Annotated in this window: 11 protein-coding genes; 6 read left to right on the top strand and 5 right to left on the bottom strand. The window is 71.2% G+C overall.

Annotated features, from left to right (window positions below; genetic code table 11):
- The first annotated feature begins 276 nt into the window (after nt 1-276).
- The 6 genes from ppdK (at nt 277) to ACF1BE_RS02515 (ending at nt 9,112) form a co-directional block, all read left to right on the top strand.
- Nucleotides 277-2,997, top strand: a complete 2,721-nt coding sequence (gene ppdK / locus ACF1BE_RS02540) for a pyruvate, phosphate dikinase (RefSeq protein WP_392197129.1) — start codon at nt 277-279, stop codon at nt 2,995-2,997.
- Nucleotides 2,998-3,630: 633 nt separating this feature from the next.
- Complete coding sequence (locus tag ACF1BE_RS02535; RefSeq protein WP_392197128.1) at nt 3,631-3,813, top strand: hypothetical protein; 183 nt, start codon at nt 3,631-3,633, stop codon at nt 3,811-3,813.
- 61 nt (nt 3,814-3,874) lie between these two features.
- Nucleotides 3,875-6,007 (top strand): hypothetical protein, encoded by a 2,133-nt coding sequence (locus tag ACF1BE_RS02530; RefSeq protein ID WP_392197127.1) that lies wholly within the window; start codon nt 3,875-3,877, stop codon nt 6,005-6,007.
- Nucleotides 6,008-6,139: 132 nt separating this feature from the next.
- On the top strand, nt 6,140-7,387 hold the full coding sequence (locus tag ACF1BE_RS02525) for an ABC transporter substrate-binding protein (RefSeq protein WP_392197126.1): 1,248 nt from the start codon (nt 6,140-6,142) through the stop codon (nt 7,385-7,387).
- A complete protein-coding gene (locus tag ACF1BE_RS02520) occupies nt 7,384-8,286 on the top strand; it encodes a carbohydrate ABC transporter permease (RefSeq protein ID WP_392197125.1) in 903 nt (300 codons plus the stop codon). Before ACF1BE_RS02525 ends, ACF1BE_RS02520 begins: the two co-directional genes overlap by 4 nt.
- Nucleotides 8,279-9,112, top strand: a complete 834-nt coding sequence (locus ACF1BE_RS02515; protein ID WP_392197124.1) for a carbohydrate ABC transporter permease — start codon at nt 8,279-8,281, stop codon at nt 9,110-9,112. Before ACF1BE_RS02520 ends, ACF1BE_RS02515 begins: the two co-directional genes overlap by 8 nt.
- Before the next feature lie 6 nt (nt 9,113-9,118).
- Here the strand turns inward: ACF1BE_RS02515 and ACF1BE_RS02510 are convergent, their stop codons facing one another.
- The 5 genes from ACF1BE_RS02510 to ACF1BE_RS02490 form a co-directional block, all read right to left on the bottom strand.
- Complete coding sequence (locus ACF1BE_RS02510) at nt 9,119-9,910, bottom strand: SDR family NAD(P)-dependent oxidoreductase (RefSeq protein ID WP_392197123.1); 792 nt, start codon at nt 9,908-9,910, stop codon at nt 9,119-9,121.
- A 76-nt stretch (nt 9,911-9,986) separates the two neighbouring features.
- The gene (locus ACF1BE_RS02505) at nt 9,987-10,571 is read right to left on the bottom strand and encodes a TetR/AcrR family transcriptional regulator (RefSeq protein ID WP_392197122.1); all 585 of its coding nucleotides are present in this window, start codon (nt 10,569-10,571) and stop codon (nt 9,987-9,989) included.
- 28 nt (nt 10,572-10,599) lie between these two features.
- The gene (gene nirD, locus ACF1BE_RS02500; protein ID WP_392197121.1) at nt 10,600-10,965 is read right to left on the bottom strand and encodes a nitrite reductase small subunit NirD; all 366 of its coding nucleotides are present in this window, start codon (nt 10,963-10,965) and stop codon (nt 10,600-10,602) included.
- Nucleotides 10,962-13,571: a nitrite reductase large subunit NirB gene (gene nirB, locus ACF1BE_RS02495; protein ID WP_392197120.1), complete on the bottom strand. Its 2,610-nt coding sequence runs from the start codon at nt 13,569-13,571 to the stop codon at nt 10,962-10,964. Before nirB ends, nirD begins: the two co-directional genes overlap by 4 nt.
- Nucleotides 13,572-14,786: an NAD(P)/FAD-dependent oxidoreductase gene (locus tag ACF1BE_RS02490; RefSeq protein WP_392197119.1), complete on the bottom strand. Its 1,215-nt coding sequence runs from the start codon at nt 14,784-14,786 to the stop codon at nt 13,572-13,574.
- Nucleotides 14,787-14,821: the final 35 nt, after the last annotated feature.

The following is a 14,821-nucleotide window of genomic DNA, read 5'->3' as shown; positions in this document are numbered from 1 at the left end:
GGTGGCACTGGGTGCCACCCTCTGATCGTTCATCGATCGAACTCAGGCGTGCCGAGTGGTGCTCACATGAGCATGAAATTGCGCATCAGAGGAGGCGTTGCCTTCAAGAAGTGAAAACACAAACCGCGCTTGGCTTGCCAAGCCTTGACTTTCGATCCGCTGGCGGACAGGTGGTTACGGGCGTATGACGCGCAAGTGGACGTACCCAGGGGCCTTCGATCTGGGTATGTTCCTCGCCGTCAGGGCAGCCACCGTGGCCTCAAGGAGTCGAGACCCGTGTCGGAAAACAAAGATCCCCACGTAGCGAAGTTCGTTTACGACTTCACCGAGGGCAACAAGGACCTCAAGGACCTCCTCGGTGGCAAGGGTGCCAACCTCGCCGAGATGACCAACCTGGGTCTCCCGGTCCCTCCCGGCTTCACCATCACCACGGAGGCCTGCAAGGTCTACCTGGACAGCGGTGAGGAGCCCGCGGCACTGCGTGACGAGGTGAGTGCGCACCTCGACGCCCTCGAGCAGAAGATGGGCAAGAAGCTCGGCCAGCCCGACGACCCGCTGCTGGTCTCCGTCCGCTCCGGCGCCAAGTTCTCCATGCCCGGCATGATGGACACCGTCCTGAACATCGGCCTCTCCGACAAGTCGGTGCAGGGCCTGGCCAAGCAGGCCGGCGACGACCGCTTCGCCTGGGACTCCTACCGCCGCCTGATCCAGATGTTCGGCAAGACCGTCCTCGGCGTCGACGGTGACCTCTTCGAGGAGGCCCTCGACAAGGCCAAGCACGCCAAGAAGGTCACGGTCGACACCGACCTGGAGGCCGCCGACCTGAAGAAGCTGGTCACGACCTTCAAGAAGATCGTCAAGGCGCAGGCCGGCCGCGACTTCCCGCAGGACCCGCGCGAGCAGATGGACCTCGCCATCAAGGCGGTCTTCGACTCCTGGAACGGCGACCGCGCCAAGCTCTACCGCCGGCAGGAGCGCATCCCGCACGACCTCGGCACCGCCGTCAACGTCTGTTCCATGGTCTTCGGCAACCTGGGCCCGGACTCCGGCACCGGTGTCGCCTTCACCCGCGACCCCGCCTCCGGCCACCAGGGCGTCTACGGCGACTACCTCCAGAACGCGCAGGGCGAGGACGTCGTCGCGGGCATCCGCAACACCGTCCCGCTGGCGGAGCTGGAGCAGATCGACAAGAAGTCGTACGACCAGCTCATGCACATCATGGAGACCCTGGAGAACCACTACAAGGATCTCTGCGACATCGAGTTCACCATCGAGCGCGGCCAGCTCTGGATGCTCCAGACCCGTGTCGGCAAGCGCACCGCCGGTGCCGCCTTCCGCATCGCCACCCAGCTCGTGGACCAGGGCCTGATCGACGAGACCGAGGCGCTCCAGCGCGTCACCGGCGCCCAGCTGGCCCAGCTGATGTTCCCGCGCTTCGACGAGCACGCCAAGGCCGCGCAGGTCGGCCGGGGCATCGCCGCCTCGCCGGGCGCCGCCGTCGGCAAGGCCGTCTTCGACTCCTACACCGCCGTGAAATGGTCCCGCTCGGGCGAGAAGGTCATCCTGATCCGCCGCGAGACCAACCCCGACGACCTCGACGGCATGATCGCCGCCGAGGGCATCCTGACCTCGCGCGGCGGCAAGACCTCCCACGCGGCCGTCGTCGCCCGCGGCATGGGCAAGACCTGTGTCTGCGGCGCCGAGGAGCTGGAGGTCGACACCAAGCGCCGCCGGATGACGGTCCCCGGTGGCCATGTGGTGGAGGAGGGCGACCTGATCTCCATCGACGGCTCGTCCGGCAAGGTCTACCTGGGCGAGGTCCCCGTCGTGCCCTCCCCGGTCGTGGAGTACTTCGAGGGCCGGATGCACCCCGGCGCCGACGACGCGGACGAGCTGGTCGAGGCGGTCCACCGCATGATGGCCTTCGCCGACCGCAAGCGCCGCCTGCGCGTGCGCGCCAACGCCGACAACGCCGAGGACGCGCTGCGCGCCCGCCGCTTCGGCGCCCAGGGCATCGGCCTGTGCCGCACCGAGCACATGTTCCTCGGCGACCGCCGCGAGCTGGTCGAGCGCCTGATCCTGGCGGACACGGAGGAGGAGCGCGAGGAGTCCCTCAAGGGCCTCCTGCCGCTCCAGAAGAAGGACTTCGTGGAACTGTTCGAGGCGATGGACGGCCTGCCCGTCACCGTCCGCCTCCTCGACCCCCCGCTGCACGAGTTCCTCCCCGACATCACCGAGCTGTCGGTCCGGGTGGCCCTGGCCGAGTCCCGTCAGGAGCCGCACGAGAACGACCTGCGCCTGCTCCAGGCCGTCCACCGCCTGCACGAGCAGAACCCGATGCTGGGCCTGCGCGGCGTACGCCTCGGTCTGGCCATCCCCGGCCTGTTCACCATGCAGGTCCGCGCGATCGCCGAGGCCGCGGCGGAGCGCAAGGCCGCCAAGGGCGACCCGCGTGCGGAGATCATGATCCCGCTGGTCGGCACCGTCCAGGAGCTGGAGATCGTCCGCGAGGAGGCGGACCAGGTCATCGCCGACGTCCAGGCGGCGACCGGTACGGAGCTCAGGTTGGCGATCGGCACGATGATCGAGCTGCCGCGCGCCGCGCTGACCGCCGGCCAGATCGCGGAGGCCGCCGAGTTCTTCAGCTTCGGCACCAACGACCTGACCCAGACGGTGTGGGGCTTCAGCCGCGACGACGTGGAGGCCTCCTTCTTCACGGCCTACCTGGAGAAGGGCATCTTCGGCGTCTCCCCGTTCGAGACGATCGACAGGGACGGCGTCGGCTCCCTCGTGAAGGCGGCGGCGGAAGCGGGCCGGCGTACCCGCCCCGACCTGAAGCTCGGCGTCTGCGGCGAGCACGGCGGTGACCCGGAGTCGGTGCACTTCTTCCACGAGGTCGGCCTGGACTACGTCTCCTGCTCCCCGTTCCGCATCCCGGTCGCCCGCCTGGAGGCCGGCCGCGCGGCCACGCAGTCGACGGGCAGCGACCACCGCTAGGCCCTCTCGTTCGGCTCATGCCGGGCTCGCGGGTCCGGCCTGATCCGAACGAAAGACCCTAGTCCGGTCCGGACCCCGGAGCCGTCACCGGTCCCCGACCCTCATCCGATCGGCGACGGCTCCGGCACACGAAAAGAGAAGCGGCGGCATCCCTGTGCGGGGGGTGCCGCCGCTTCGCGTGCGCTGTCCGGGCTTCCGGAATCAGACGTACCAATAGATCATTCGCGAAGCGACTCGACACGACATGGCCGGCCTTCAGAGGATCATGTCCAGCCATTGGGCAGATCGTGACGTGTTTCGATCAGCCCTGGGTGACGACGATGCCGGACGGGCAGAGTGGATCGCGGAGCTCGCCCATGCTGGGTCACCACTCCCGTCGGCCGTACCGGATGCCACCGGAGGGTCCGCCTCCTCATGTGCCGCAGGCGTGCAGTGCACGTCACGAGCACCGGAGCAACGGGAGAACGCCCGGAAGGCGGTCATCGCGCCGGCTGCCGCCGTTCTGGCGGATCACGGTCGCTGTGACGGCAACGATCCCCACGCGGGGCACCTGCTACCTCCACTCCGCCGCCCGCCGGGCGGCGGTGGACTGAGCGGCGGCGCCATCGCACCGCGTGACACCAGGGAACCGTCATGCCCACCTCGCCCCATGTGGAGAACAGCTCCTCGTCAGAAGAGCACGCAGGTGACTGCGCGCAGCGGCTGAGCGTACTCGAGCGCCGTCTGGACGAGTTGGAGCGGCGACGGCGCAACGACCGCATCGTCTACTGGATCCGGGCGGGTGTCTCCTGTGTCCTCCCCGGTCTCCTTCCCTGACGGCCCGAGGGCCTCCCGGCCCGAACGGATCGTCCCTTGCTCATGAGAGAGGTCGTCCGCCATGCCCGATGCCGCACTGACGAACCCCTTCCACGCTCCGGCACCGCAGGACTGGCAGGAGAAGTGGATCGACGCGGTGGTGTCCGCGCCCGGGGTGAACGTGCCACGGGACGCCCTGGAGAACATCGCCCCCTTCATCGTCCGCCCCAAGGACGCGCTGACGGACGCCGAACCCGACGGCCGGCGCCGCCTGAAGGCCAACCGGCTGCGTACGGTGCACACCGAGGCCGGCGAGATGGTGGTGCTCGTCGTGCGCATGAACGGCGTGGGCGGCGTTGTCTGGGAGCACAACGAGAGGATCAGCTCGGCCTGGCACTCCGCCGCCGACCCCGCGGCCGCCGGACGGCGCTCCCTCACCCGTGTCCTGCCGTGGACGCGCACCACCGAAGACGGCAGGGAGAAGGTCTTCGCCGCGCTGGAGAGCCGCGTGGAGAGCCTGGGGCGGCTGCTGGGCAACGTCGAACAGGCGGCGGCCGAACTGGACAACCGGGACGGTCACCGCACGTACAACCTGGGCGAGGACCTGGTCCTGAACGGACAGCACGAACCCTGCATGCTGGTGGCGCACCACTTCCGGCTCGACGAGGAGATCGGCGAAGGCCCCGACGGCAAGCCCCTGCGCCCCGCCTCCTACTGGGGCTGGATGGCGGTGCGCGGCAACAACCGCACGCGGCGACGGCAAGAGATATTCGACATCAGTTCCGCCGAGGTGCTGACCGGCGTCCCCTTCAAGAAGCTGGGTGTCGAGGGCGACGGCGTGGCGGTGAACTCCGGCTACTGGCTGCGAACTCTGGCGGAGCGGCTCAACACCGAGTGCGCTGCCCTGCGATCGAAGCCGGATCCGAACGCGCGGGCACACCGAGCCCGTCTGATCGCGGACGTGGAGGCCCACCTGGTCGTGGGCAGCCCCACGCCGATGCGCCTCTTCCGCATCGTGCAGGTGAGCAACCGCCGTGACCATGTCCATCCGCCGCTCGAGTTCACACCCAACGACCAGGGCCGGGCGCTGGGGCGGAGCGTGCTGGGCGCCTATGTGGCCCAGGGGGTGCTGGACGAGGCCACCGCGGACGTCCTGTCCGGGGCGGCGCCGATCACCGAACTGCCGGGGGTTCCGGAGAACGCGTCGATCTCGACCCTGCGGGATCTGCGGTCGATGCGCCTGCTGCGGGAGTTCTTCCCCGTGGACCCGCGCAAGCGGGAGATCATTCGTCGCGCCCTGAGCGAGGGGCCGCCCTCTCAGCTCACCTCCCGTGAGGCGAACCGACGGGCGCGTGCGTGGTCCGCGCTGACCTCGGAGAGTTACCCCGAGCCCTGGAACCCGCGTATCGCCGAGGTGTTCCCCCTCAGCCAGGCGAGGGCCGGATTCTCGCCCTCGGAGCGGCTTGTGGACGAGCTGCTCGCCGACGCGGACCACGATCCGGTGGCTTTCGACGAACTCGTCATGTTCCGGGCCGCGCACTGGCTCGCGGCCTATGACGTCATCGATGCCGACCGTGGTTCACTCCAGGGCCAGAAGACCGTGGACGAGGACGGCACGGAGGCCGAGCGCGTCCGACGGACGGTGAAGAACAACCTCAACGCCCTGCGGAACAACCCGGCCGCGGCCGTTCCCCTGCTGCGGGAGCTGGCCCTGGCCATGGACGAGGGCCGGACCCCACGGAAGGTCTCCCTGCTGGGTGACGTGCTGGACGGGACGGCCAGCCGGGCCTGGTTCAACCGGACCTTCCCCAAGGAGACCGGTACCCGCCCCTACACACGCCGGGGTATCGAACGCGCCCAGGCCGTCGTGCAGGACACCGGCGGCACGGGCGTGACGCTCGACGCCTTCGCTGGTTCCGGAAGCAACCCGGCCGGCGCGGACACGGCGAGCACCGCGCAGGCACCGGACGAAACCGACGCCCAGGCAGTCGAACGCCTGGTGCGGGAGCTGGCGACGCAGATCAACGCGATGGTGGACGGGGCGACGGAGATCGGTGAGGTGCTCACCGAGTTGCGGAAGCGAGCGGACTCGGCCGGTATGGAATACGCCCTGAACCGACAGCAGGCGGACGAGGCGGTACTCGGGCTCACGAAGACCCTGAGTGAACTGCGCAAGTGGCCCGAGGTCGTTCCCGGCATGGGACGGCCGAGCTGACAGGAGGACAAGGGCGGTGCGGACGGAAGGAACCCCCGGCGACGGACACGTGCGTGCAACACCCCTTTCGTAATCGTCGTGGATGGTTGATCGTTGGGCCGTGCATCGATGACGGATGTCTGGGGGCACAGGATGACGATCAGCCGCAGGACCCTGCTGGCCGCGGGTGCGGGCGCCGGACTGCTCACGGCGTGCGGGGGCAACACCGGGCGCGGAGGCGGTGGTTCGGGGCCGTCGCTGTCGCAGTGGTACCACCAGTACGGCGAGCAGGGCACCGAACAGGCCGTGCAGCGTTACGCCGGCGCGTACAGGAAGGCGCGCGTCGACGTGCAGTGGCGGCCGGGGAACTACGACCAGCAGACCGCCGCCGCGCTGCTCACCGGCTCCGGGCCCGACGTCTTCGAGGTCAACGGGCCGACACTCGACCAGATCCGGGGCGGCCAGGTCGTCGACGTCACCGGGCTGCTGGAGGGCGTCAAGGACGACTTCGCGCCGGCCGTGCTCGCGCCGAAGACGTACGACGGCAGGATCTGGGCCGTCCCGCAGGTCATCGACACGCAGCTGCTCTACTACCGCAAGAGCCTGCTGAAGGACGCCGGCGTGGAGCCGCCCACCACCCTGGACGCCCTGGTGGACGCGGCGCGCACACTCACCGACCGCAGGACCAAGGGCCTGTTCCTCGGCAACGACGGGGGAGCGGGCGTGCTCGGCGGGACACCCCTGTACGCGGCGGGACTCAGCCTCGTCACCGAGGACGGGAAGCCCGGCTTCGACGACCCCGCCGCCGCCCGCACCCTCGGCAAGCTGCACCGGCTGTACGCCGACGGATCGCTGCTCCTGGGCGCGCCCAGCGACTGGTCCGACCCGTCCGCCTTCGTCCAGGGGCTGACCGCGATGCAGTGGTCCGGGCTGTGGGCGCTGCCGCAGGTGCGCAAGGAACTCGGCGACGACTTCGGGGTGCTGCCGTTCCCCGCGGACGGTGCCGGCGGCCGGCCCGCCGTACCCGTCGGCGCGTACGGGTCCGCCGTCAGCGCGCGCAGCAGGCACCGGGAGGCCGCCAAGGCGTACGTGAAGTGGCTGTGGGTCGAACGGACCGACTACCAGCAGGACTTCGCGTTGTCGTACGGCTTCCACATCCCGGCCCGGATCTCCCTGGCGAAGAAGGCGGCCCGGCTGAGGTCGGGGGCCGCCGCCGACGCCGTCCGGTTCACCACCGACCACGGCTACGCCCAGCCGCTGCTGTGGACCCCGGCCGGCCAGACCGCCTACCAGGACGCGCTCAGCCGGATCATCAGGGACGGGGCGGATCCCGCGGGTGAGCTGAGGCCGGTCGTACGGAAGGTGTCGGCCGAACTCGACCGGGTGAGGAAGAAGCCGTGAGGCGTCGGCGGGCGCTGTGGTTCTGGGTGTTCGTCGGGCCGTTCGCACTCGGTCTCGCCCTGTTCACGTACGTACCGCTGCTGTGGAGCGTGGCGCTCAGCTTCTTCGACGCGCACAACACCGTCATGCCCACGCACTTCACCGGGCTGGGCAACTACACGGCGATGCTGCGGGATCACGCCTTCGTCGACAGCCTGCGCACCTTCCTCGTCTTCACCGCCTTCATCGTGCCCGTCACCTACGGGTGCTCCCTCTCCCTGGCCCTGATGGTCAACCGGGTCCGGCGCGCCCGGGCCTTCTTCCGGTCCGTGTTCTTCCTGCCGGCCGCGTGCAGTTACGTCGTGGCCGCGCTCGTGTGGAAGATGTCCGTCTTCAGCGGGGTGCGGTTCGGGCTGGCGAACACCGTGCTGGGCTGGTTCGGCGCCGGCCCGGTCGCCTGGCTGGCCTCCCCCGACCCGCCCTGGTACTGGCTGGTCATCGTGACCGTACGGCTGTGGCTCCAGGCCGGGTTCTACATGCTCCTGTTCCTCGCCGGGCTCCAGCGGATCGACCCGGTGCTGTACGAGGCGGCGGCCGTGGACGGGGCCCGGCCCGGCTGGACCGTGCTGCGGCACATCACCCTGCCCCAGCTGCGGGCCACCTCGGTCGCGGTCGTGCTGCTCCTCGTCGTCAACGCCTTCCAGGCCTTCGACGAGTTCTACAACCTGCTCTCGGACGCGCGGGGTTATCCGCCGTACGCCCGGCCGCCCCTGGTCTACCTGTACTACACCGCGCTCGGGCAGGGGCAGAACCTGGGGCTCGGCAGCGCGGGCGCGGTGATCCTGGCGCTGGTCGTCGCCGTCGTCACGGTGGGGCAGGCGCGCTGGCTGAGGCTGGGAAGGACGGACGCCGATGGATGACGCCCTGGTGCGGGCCGGCCGGGCGCTGCGGCTGGTGCTGCTGATCGCGCTCGCCCTGCTCTTCCTGATCCCCTTCTACCTGCTCCTGCGCAACGGCCTGGCCGCCGAGCGGGACATCACCTCCCCGGGGTGGACGTTCTTCCCGCGCCGGGTGCGGTGGGGGAACGTCGGCGAGCTGTTCGCCGATCCCTCCGTGCCGTTCGCCCGGTCCCTGCTCAACTCGGCGCTGATCGCCGTCGCCACCACCCTGGGCACCCTGCTCCTGGCCTCCCTCGCCGGGTACGGCCTGGCCCGCATCCCCTACCGGCACGCGAACAAGGTGTTCTACGCCGTCCTGGGCACCCTGCTGGTACCGGCGGCCGTCACCTTCGTCCCCAGCTTCGTGCTGGTGTCGTCGCTGGGCTGGATCTCCACGCTCCGGGGGCTGATCGTCCCGACGCTGTTCCCGGCGTTCGCCTGCTTCGTCTTCCGGCAGTACTTCCTCGGGTTCCCCCACGAGCTGGAGGACGCGGCGCAGGTGGACGGGCTCGGGTACTGGCGGACGTACTGGCTGGTCGTCGTGCCCAACGCCCGGCCGGTGTTCGCGGCCGTCGGGACCATCGTGTTCCTGGGCGCCTGGAACTCCTTCCTGTGGCCGCTGGTGATCGGGCAGGACCGCGGCGCCTGGACGGTGCAGGTGGCGCTGTCGACGTTCACCACCGCCCAGGTCGTGCGGCTGCACGAGCTGTTCGTCGCCGCCGCCGTGTCGGTGCTGCCGCTGCTGCTGGTGTTCCTGTGCTTCCAGCGGTGGATCGTGGCCGGGGTGGAGCGGTCCGGGATCGACTGAGCCGGCTCAGGCCGTGGACCCGCCGTCGATCACCAGGTCGGCACCGACCACGGAGGCCGCGTCGTCCGAGGCCAGGTACAGCACCGCGGCGGCCACCTCGGCGACGGTGGACACCCGGCCGAGCGGCACCTCGGAGCGCATGCGGGCGGCCCGGCCGGCCTCGCTCTCGCCCTGCCGGAAGGACATGTCGGTGGCGGTGGGGCCGGGGCTGACGGCGTTGATGCGCACCCCGTCGGCGATGTGGTCAAGGGCGGCGGCCCGGGTGAGGACCGACACGGCCGCCTTGCTGACGGCGTAGCCGGCGGTGCCGGGGGTCCGGCTGTGCACGCCGATCCGGGAGGCGATGTTGACGATGGCGCCGCCGTCCGGCTGGGTGCGCATCCGGTCGATCTGGGCGCGGAGGGCGAGGAAGACACCGGTGACGTTGATGTCGATCATCCGGCGCCAGTCCTCCTCGGACAGATCGCCCACGGCCCGTCCGCGGCCCTCCAGGACACCGGCGTTGTTCACCGCCACGTCCAGGGAGCCGAACCGGTCCACGGCGGCGGCCACCAGGTCCCGCATGTCGTCGGAGCCGGACACGTCGGCGGTGACGGCGAGCGCCGTGCCGCCCTCGCCCTCGATCAGTGCCACCGTCTCGGCCAGGGGTTCGTGTCGCCGGCCGGCGACGACGACCCGGGCGCCCTCCCGGGCGAGGGCGAGGGCCACCCCGCGGCCGATGCCGGAGCCGGCCCCGGTGACGAGGGCGGTCCGGCCGGAGAAGCGGTGCGTCCTGTGCGGCGCCTTGTACGTCGTCATGCGGGCTCTCTTTTCTTGACCGATCGGTTCATTTCAAGGGCATGAGAAAAGCGCGCCTCCCGCAGGAGGCGCGTGCTCAGTCCAGCAGGGTCAGGGCCTGTTCCGCCGCGTCCCGGACCCGGGCCGGGTCCGCGGACGCCTTGCCGGTCACCCGCAGCCCCTGGAGCAGGACGAGCAGCAGCCGCGCGAGGGCCGGCGGGTCACGGTCCCCGGCCAGTTCCCCCTGCGCCTGCGCGCGCACCAGGGCGGAGTGCAGCAGGGTCTCCAGGGTGTCCCAGCTGTGCTCGACCCGGCGGGCGGCGTCCGGGTCGTGCGGGGCCAGTTCGACGGCCGTGTTGGTGACCAGGCAGCCCTGGGCGCGGGTCGCCTCGGCCGTGGCCTCGGCCGCGAACCGCCGGACCAGCTCCCGCACGGCCGGCAGCACCGGGCCGGGCCGGGACAGCTCCCGCGTCAGCCTCGGGTTCTGCTCCTGCCCGTACCGGTCCAGCGCCCGCAGGTACAGCTCGTGCTTGCTGCCGAAGGTGGCGTACAGGCTCGCCCGGCCGATGCCGAGGTGAGCCACGAGGTCGGCCATCGAGGTCGCCTCGTAGCCGCGCCGCCAGAACAGCTCCAGGGCTGACCGCAGCGCGGCGTCGGGGTCGAATTCCTTCGTTCTGGCCACGGGCGCAGCCTAGATTTTTCTGGAACGATCAGTCAAGTGAGGGCGGGGCCGCCCGGACCTCGTACGTCGCCACCCGTACCGCCTCGTCGTCCAGGCACTGTCCGCCGGCCAGGTCGAAGCGCTGCTTGAGCAGCGGGGACGCCACGAACGGGCGGCCCTCGTGGCTGCCGGTCAGGCCGCGCGAGAGGACGGCCGCGCCGGTGAAGGGGTCGCGGTTGTCGACGGCGTACAGCCGGTCGGCGCGGTCGCGGAAGACGGCCACCTGGCGGCCGTCCGGCAGCAGGGCCGCCACCCCGCGGCCCGGGACCAGGGTGCTCAGGTCGCAGACGGTGAACCAGCCGTCCGCCAGCTGGAGCTGTACCGTCAGGTCGGTCGTCTCGAGTGCCAGGGTCATCGCTGGGCGCTCCCTTCCAGGACGTCGTCGGCGGGCCGCAGACCGATGTTCAGCAGCGGCAGGTCGGGCTTGATCTGGTCGCGCTCGGGGACGAAGGAGACGACCGGGTCCGGGGTGTCCGGGGCGTTCACGAAGGACACGAACCGGGCGAGCCGCTCGGGGTCGTTGACGGTCTCGGCCCACTCGTCGCGGTAGTGCGCGACGTGCGCCCGCATCAGCTTCTCCAGCTCGTCGCAGATGCCGAGCGAGTCGTGCACCACCACGTCCCTGACGTGCTCCAGGCCGCCCGGGATCCGCTCCAGCCAGGTGCTGGTGCGCTCCAGACGGTCGGCCGTACGGATGTAGAACATCAGGAACCGGTCGATCAGACGGACCAGTTCGGCATCGGACAGGTCCTGGGCCAGCAGGTCGGCGTGGCGCGGGGTGGCACCGCCGTTGCCGCCGACGTACAGGTTCCAGCCGTTGGAGGTGGCGATCACCCCGAAGTCCTTCGACTGGGCCTCCGCGCACTCGCGGGCGCACCCGGACACGGCCGACTTCAGCTTGTGCGGGGACCTCAGTCCCCGGTAGCGCAGCTCCAGGTCGATCGCCATCCGCACCGAGTCCTGCACGCCGTAGCGGCACCAGGTGGAGCCCACGCAGGACTTCACCGTGCGCAGTGACTTGCCGTACGCGTGGCCGGACTCGAAGCCGGCGTCCACCAGCCGCGCCCAGATGAGCGGCAGCTGCTCGACCCGGGCGCCGAACATGTCGATCCGCTGGCCGCCGGTGATCTTCGTGTAGAGGCCGAAGTCCCGGGCGATCTCGCCGATCACGATCAGCTTGTCGGGCGCGATCTCCCCGCCGGGGATCCGCGGCACCACCGAGTACGAACCGTTCTTCTGGAGGTTGGCCAGGAAGTGGTCGTTGGTGTCCTGCAGGGCCGCCTGCTCACCGTCCAGGACATAGCCGCTGGCGCCGATCGCCGGGGCGAGCGAGGCGATGACCGAGCCGACGGCCGGCTTGCACACCTCGCAGCCGTCCCCGCCCCGGGCGTCCTCGCGGCCGTAGCGGTCCAGCAGCTCCTGGTAGGACGCGACACGCAGGGCGCGGACGATCTCGTACAGCTCCTCGCGGGTCTGCGGGAAGCAGCCGCACAGCCCCTTGTCGACCTCGACGCCGGACGCCTCCAGCTCGGCGGTGACCAGCTGGCCGAGGACCTTCACGCAGGAACCGCAGCCGGTACCGGCCCGGGTGCACTTCTTCACCTCCGGCACGGTGGTGCACGCGTGCTCGGTGACCGCGCCGCGGATCGTGCCCTTGCTGACGTTGTGGCAGGAGCAGATGACCGCGTCGTCCGGCAGCGCGGACGGGCCGAGCCGGTCCGCCGAACCGGCGCCGGCGGGCAGCACCAGCGACTCGGGGGAGACGGGCGGCACCGAACCGGTGAGCGCCCGCAGGGTCCCGTACGCCTCCGCGTCACCGACCAGGACGCCGCCGAGCAGCGTGCCGTCCCGGCCGATGACCAGCTTCTTGTACAGGCCGGCGCGGGAGTCGGAGTAGACGACGTCCAGGCAGTCCGCGGTGGTGCCGTGCGCGTCGCCGAAGGACGCCACGTCCACGCCGAGCAGCTTCAGCTTGGTGGACAGGTCGGCGCCGGTGAAGGACGCCTCGTCGGCCGCGATCGTCGCCGCCGCGGTCGCCGCCTGCTCGTACCCGGGCGCCACCAGGCCGTACACCCGGCCGTCCGCCGCCAGCGCGCACTCGCCGATGGCGAAGACGTGCGGGTCGGCGACGGTACGGCACTGCTCGTCGACCGTGATGCCGCCGCGCTCGCCGACCGTCAGACCGCAGTCGCGGGCCAGCTGGTCACGGGGGCGCACACCGGCACTGAACACCACCAGGTCGGTGGCGAGTTCGGAGCCGTCGGACAGCCGCATGCCGGTGACGGCACCGGATCCGTCCGTCACGATCTCCTGGGTGCCCACGCCGGTGTGGACCGTCAGGCCCATGTCCTCGATGGTCCGCAGGAGGGCGGCGCCGCCGCCCTCGTCCACCTGCACCGGCATCAGGCGCGGCGCGAACTCCACGATGTGGGCGTCGAGTCCGAGGCCCTTGAGGGCGCCCGCCGCCTCCAGCCCGAGCAGGCCCCCGCCGACCACGGCGCCCGTCGAGGCCTTCCTCGCCGCGTACTCCTCGATGGCGAGGAGGTCCTCGATGGTGCGGTAGACGAAGCAGCCGGTGGCGTCCTTGTTCGGCACCGGCGGCACGAACGGGTAGGAGCCGGTGGCAAGGACGAGGACGTCATAGCCGACGACCAGGCCGGAGCGGGCGGTGACCCGCCGTGCCGCGCGGTCGATCGTCTCCGCCGGGTCGCCGAGGTGCAGCTCGATGCCGTGGTCCTCGATGAACCGCTGGTCGGTCAGGGACAGGTCCTCCGGCGTCCGGCCGGAGAAGTAGGAGGTCAGCTGGACGCGGTCGTACGCCGGACGTGGCTCCTCGCACAGCACGACCACGCGGTGCGTGGCGGTCAGGCCGCGCTCGGCGAGTGCTTCGAGGAAGCGCTGGCCGACCATGCCGTGGCCGACGAGCACGATCGTGGGGGTGGCCTCCGGGGTGGCGGACATTCAGGAGCCTCCATCGTGGGTGAGCAGGTGGAGCAGGGGACCGTCACCGGGGAGCGGCTCTGCTCCCTCCCAGGCGCGGGCGAGCGCGCCTACGGTGCCGAGTTCGCCGACGAGGACCCCGCCGACCAGGCGTTCGTCGCGGACGACGACCTTGCGGTAGGTGCCCCGGGTGGCGTCGGCGAGCCGCACCACGTCGTCGCCGGGGCGTACCTCGGTGTCGCCGAACGCGGCGAGGTCGAACGGGGAGCCGGCGCCGGCGAGGGTCAGCCGGGTCAGGGAACGGGTGCCGCGGTAGCGGGCGCCCGGATCGTCGGCGAGCAGCCGGGCGAGCACGTCGGCCTGTTCCAGCGCGGGGGCGGCCAGGCCGTAGACCGTGCCGTCGTGCTGGGCGCAGTCGCCGACGGCGTGGATGTGCGGGTCGGAGGTGCGCAGCGCGTCGTCCACGAGGACGCCCTTGTGGACGGCGAGCCCGGCCTGTTCCGCCAGGCCGGTGCGCGGGCGCACCCCGCAGGCGACCACCACGAGGTCGGCGTCCAGGGCGTAGCCGTCGGCCAGTTCCACCGAGCGGACCGCGCCCGCCACGCAGCGCACGTCCCGCACCCGGCACTCGGTGTGCACCTCGACGCCCAGGTCGGTGAGGTGCCGCAGCACCAGCCGGGAGGCGTCCGGGTCGAGCTGGCGCTCCATGAGCCGTTCGGACTGCTGGGCGAGGACCACCTGCGCGCCGCGCACGGCGAGCGCGCGGGCCGCGGAGACCCCCAGCAGGCCGCCGCCGATGACGACCGCGCGCACCCCCGGCCGGACGGCCTTCGCCAGGCCCAGGCAGTCGTCCAGGGTGCGGAACGCGTGCACGCCCTCGGGCAGCCGGCGATCGGCCGTGAACAGGCCGCGCAGCGGCGGCAGTACGGGGTTGGAGCCGGTGGCCAGGACCAGCGTGTCGTAGGCGATCGGCATGCCGTCGGCGCGGGTGACGGTCCGGGCGGCCCGGTCGATGCCGGTGATCCGGGCGCGCAGCAGGCCGGCGGGCGGCGGGAGGGTGATCACCTCCGGGGCGTACCGGCCGGCCAGCACCTCGGCCAGCAGGACGCGGTTGTACGGGGGGTGCTCCTCCTCGCCGATGAGCAGCGCGGGCGTACCCAGCTCGCCGAGCCGCCGGGCGAGCCGTACGCCCGCGAGGCCGGCGCCGATCACCACCACACGCGTATTCGAGGTCATGTCCCGAGGGTGCGGTCCCGACGTTACCCGGTGGC

This window comes from Streptomyces sp. NPDC014991 (assembly GCF_043080665.1).
Classification (GTDB): Bacteria; Actinomycetota; Actinomycetes; order Streptomycetales; family Streptomycetaceae; genus Streptomyces.
The sequence above is the reverse complement of the archived record's forward strand: the minus strand, read 5'-3'. Positions and strand labels throughout refer to the sequence as shown.

Bases quoted from the DNA above. Each gene is read 5' to 3' on its own strand.
- ACF1BE_RS02535 (WP_392197128.1), top strand. From the start codon at position 3,631: ATGCCCACCTCGCCCCATGTGGAGAACAGCTCCTCGTCAGAAGAGCAC.
- ACF1BE_RS02530 (WP_392197127.1), top strand. From the start codon at position 3,875: ATGCCCGATGCCGCACTGACGAACCCCTTCCACGCTCCGGCACCGCAG.
- ACF1BE_RS02525 (WP_392197126.1), top strand. From the start codon at position 6,140: ATGACGATCAGCCGCAGGACCCTGCTGGCCGCGGGTGCGGGCGCCGGA.
- ACF1BE_RS02515 (WP_392197124.1), top strand. From the start codon at position 8,279: ATGGATGACGCCCTGGTGCGGGCCGGCCGGGCGCTGCGGCTGGTGCTG.
- ACF1BE_RS02510 (WP_392197123.1), bottom strand. From the start codon at position 9,910: ATGACGACGTACAAGGCGCCGCACAGGACGCACCGCTTCTCCGGCCGG.
- nirD (WP_392197121.1), bottom strand. From the start codon at position 10,965: ATGACCCTGGCACTCGAGACGACCGACCTGACGGTACAGCTCCAGCTG.
- nirB (WP_392197120.1), bottom strand. From the start codon at position 13,571: ATGTCCGCCACCCCGGAGGCCACCCCCACGATCGTGCTCGTCGGCCAC.
- ACF1BE_RS02490 (WP_392197119.1), bottom strand. From the start codon at position 14,786: ATGACCTCGAATACGCGTGTGGTGGTGATCGGCGCCGGCCTCGCGGGC.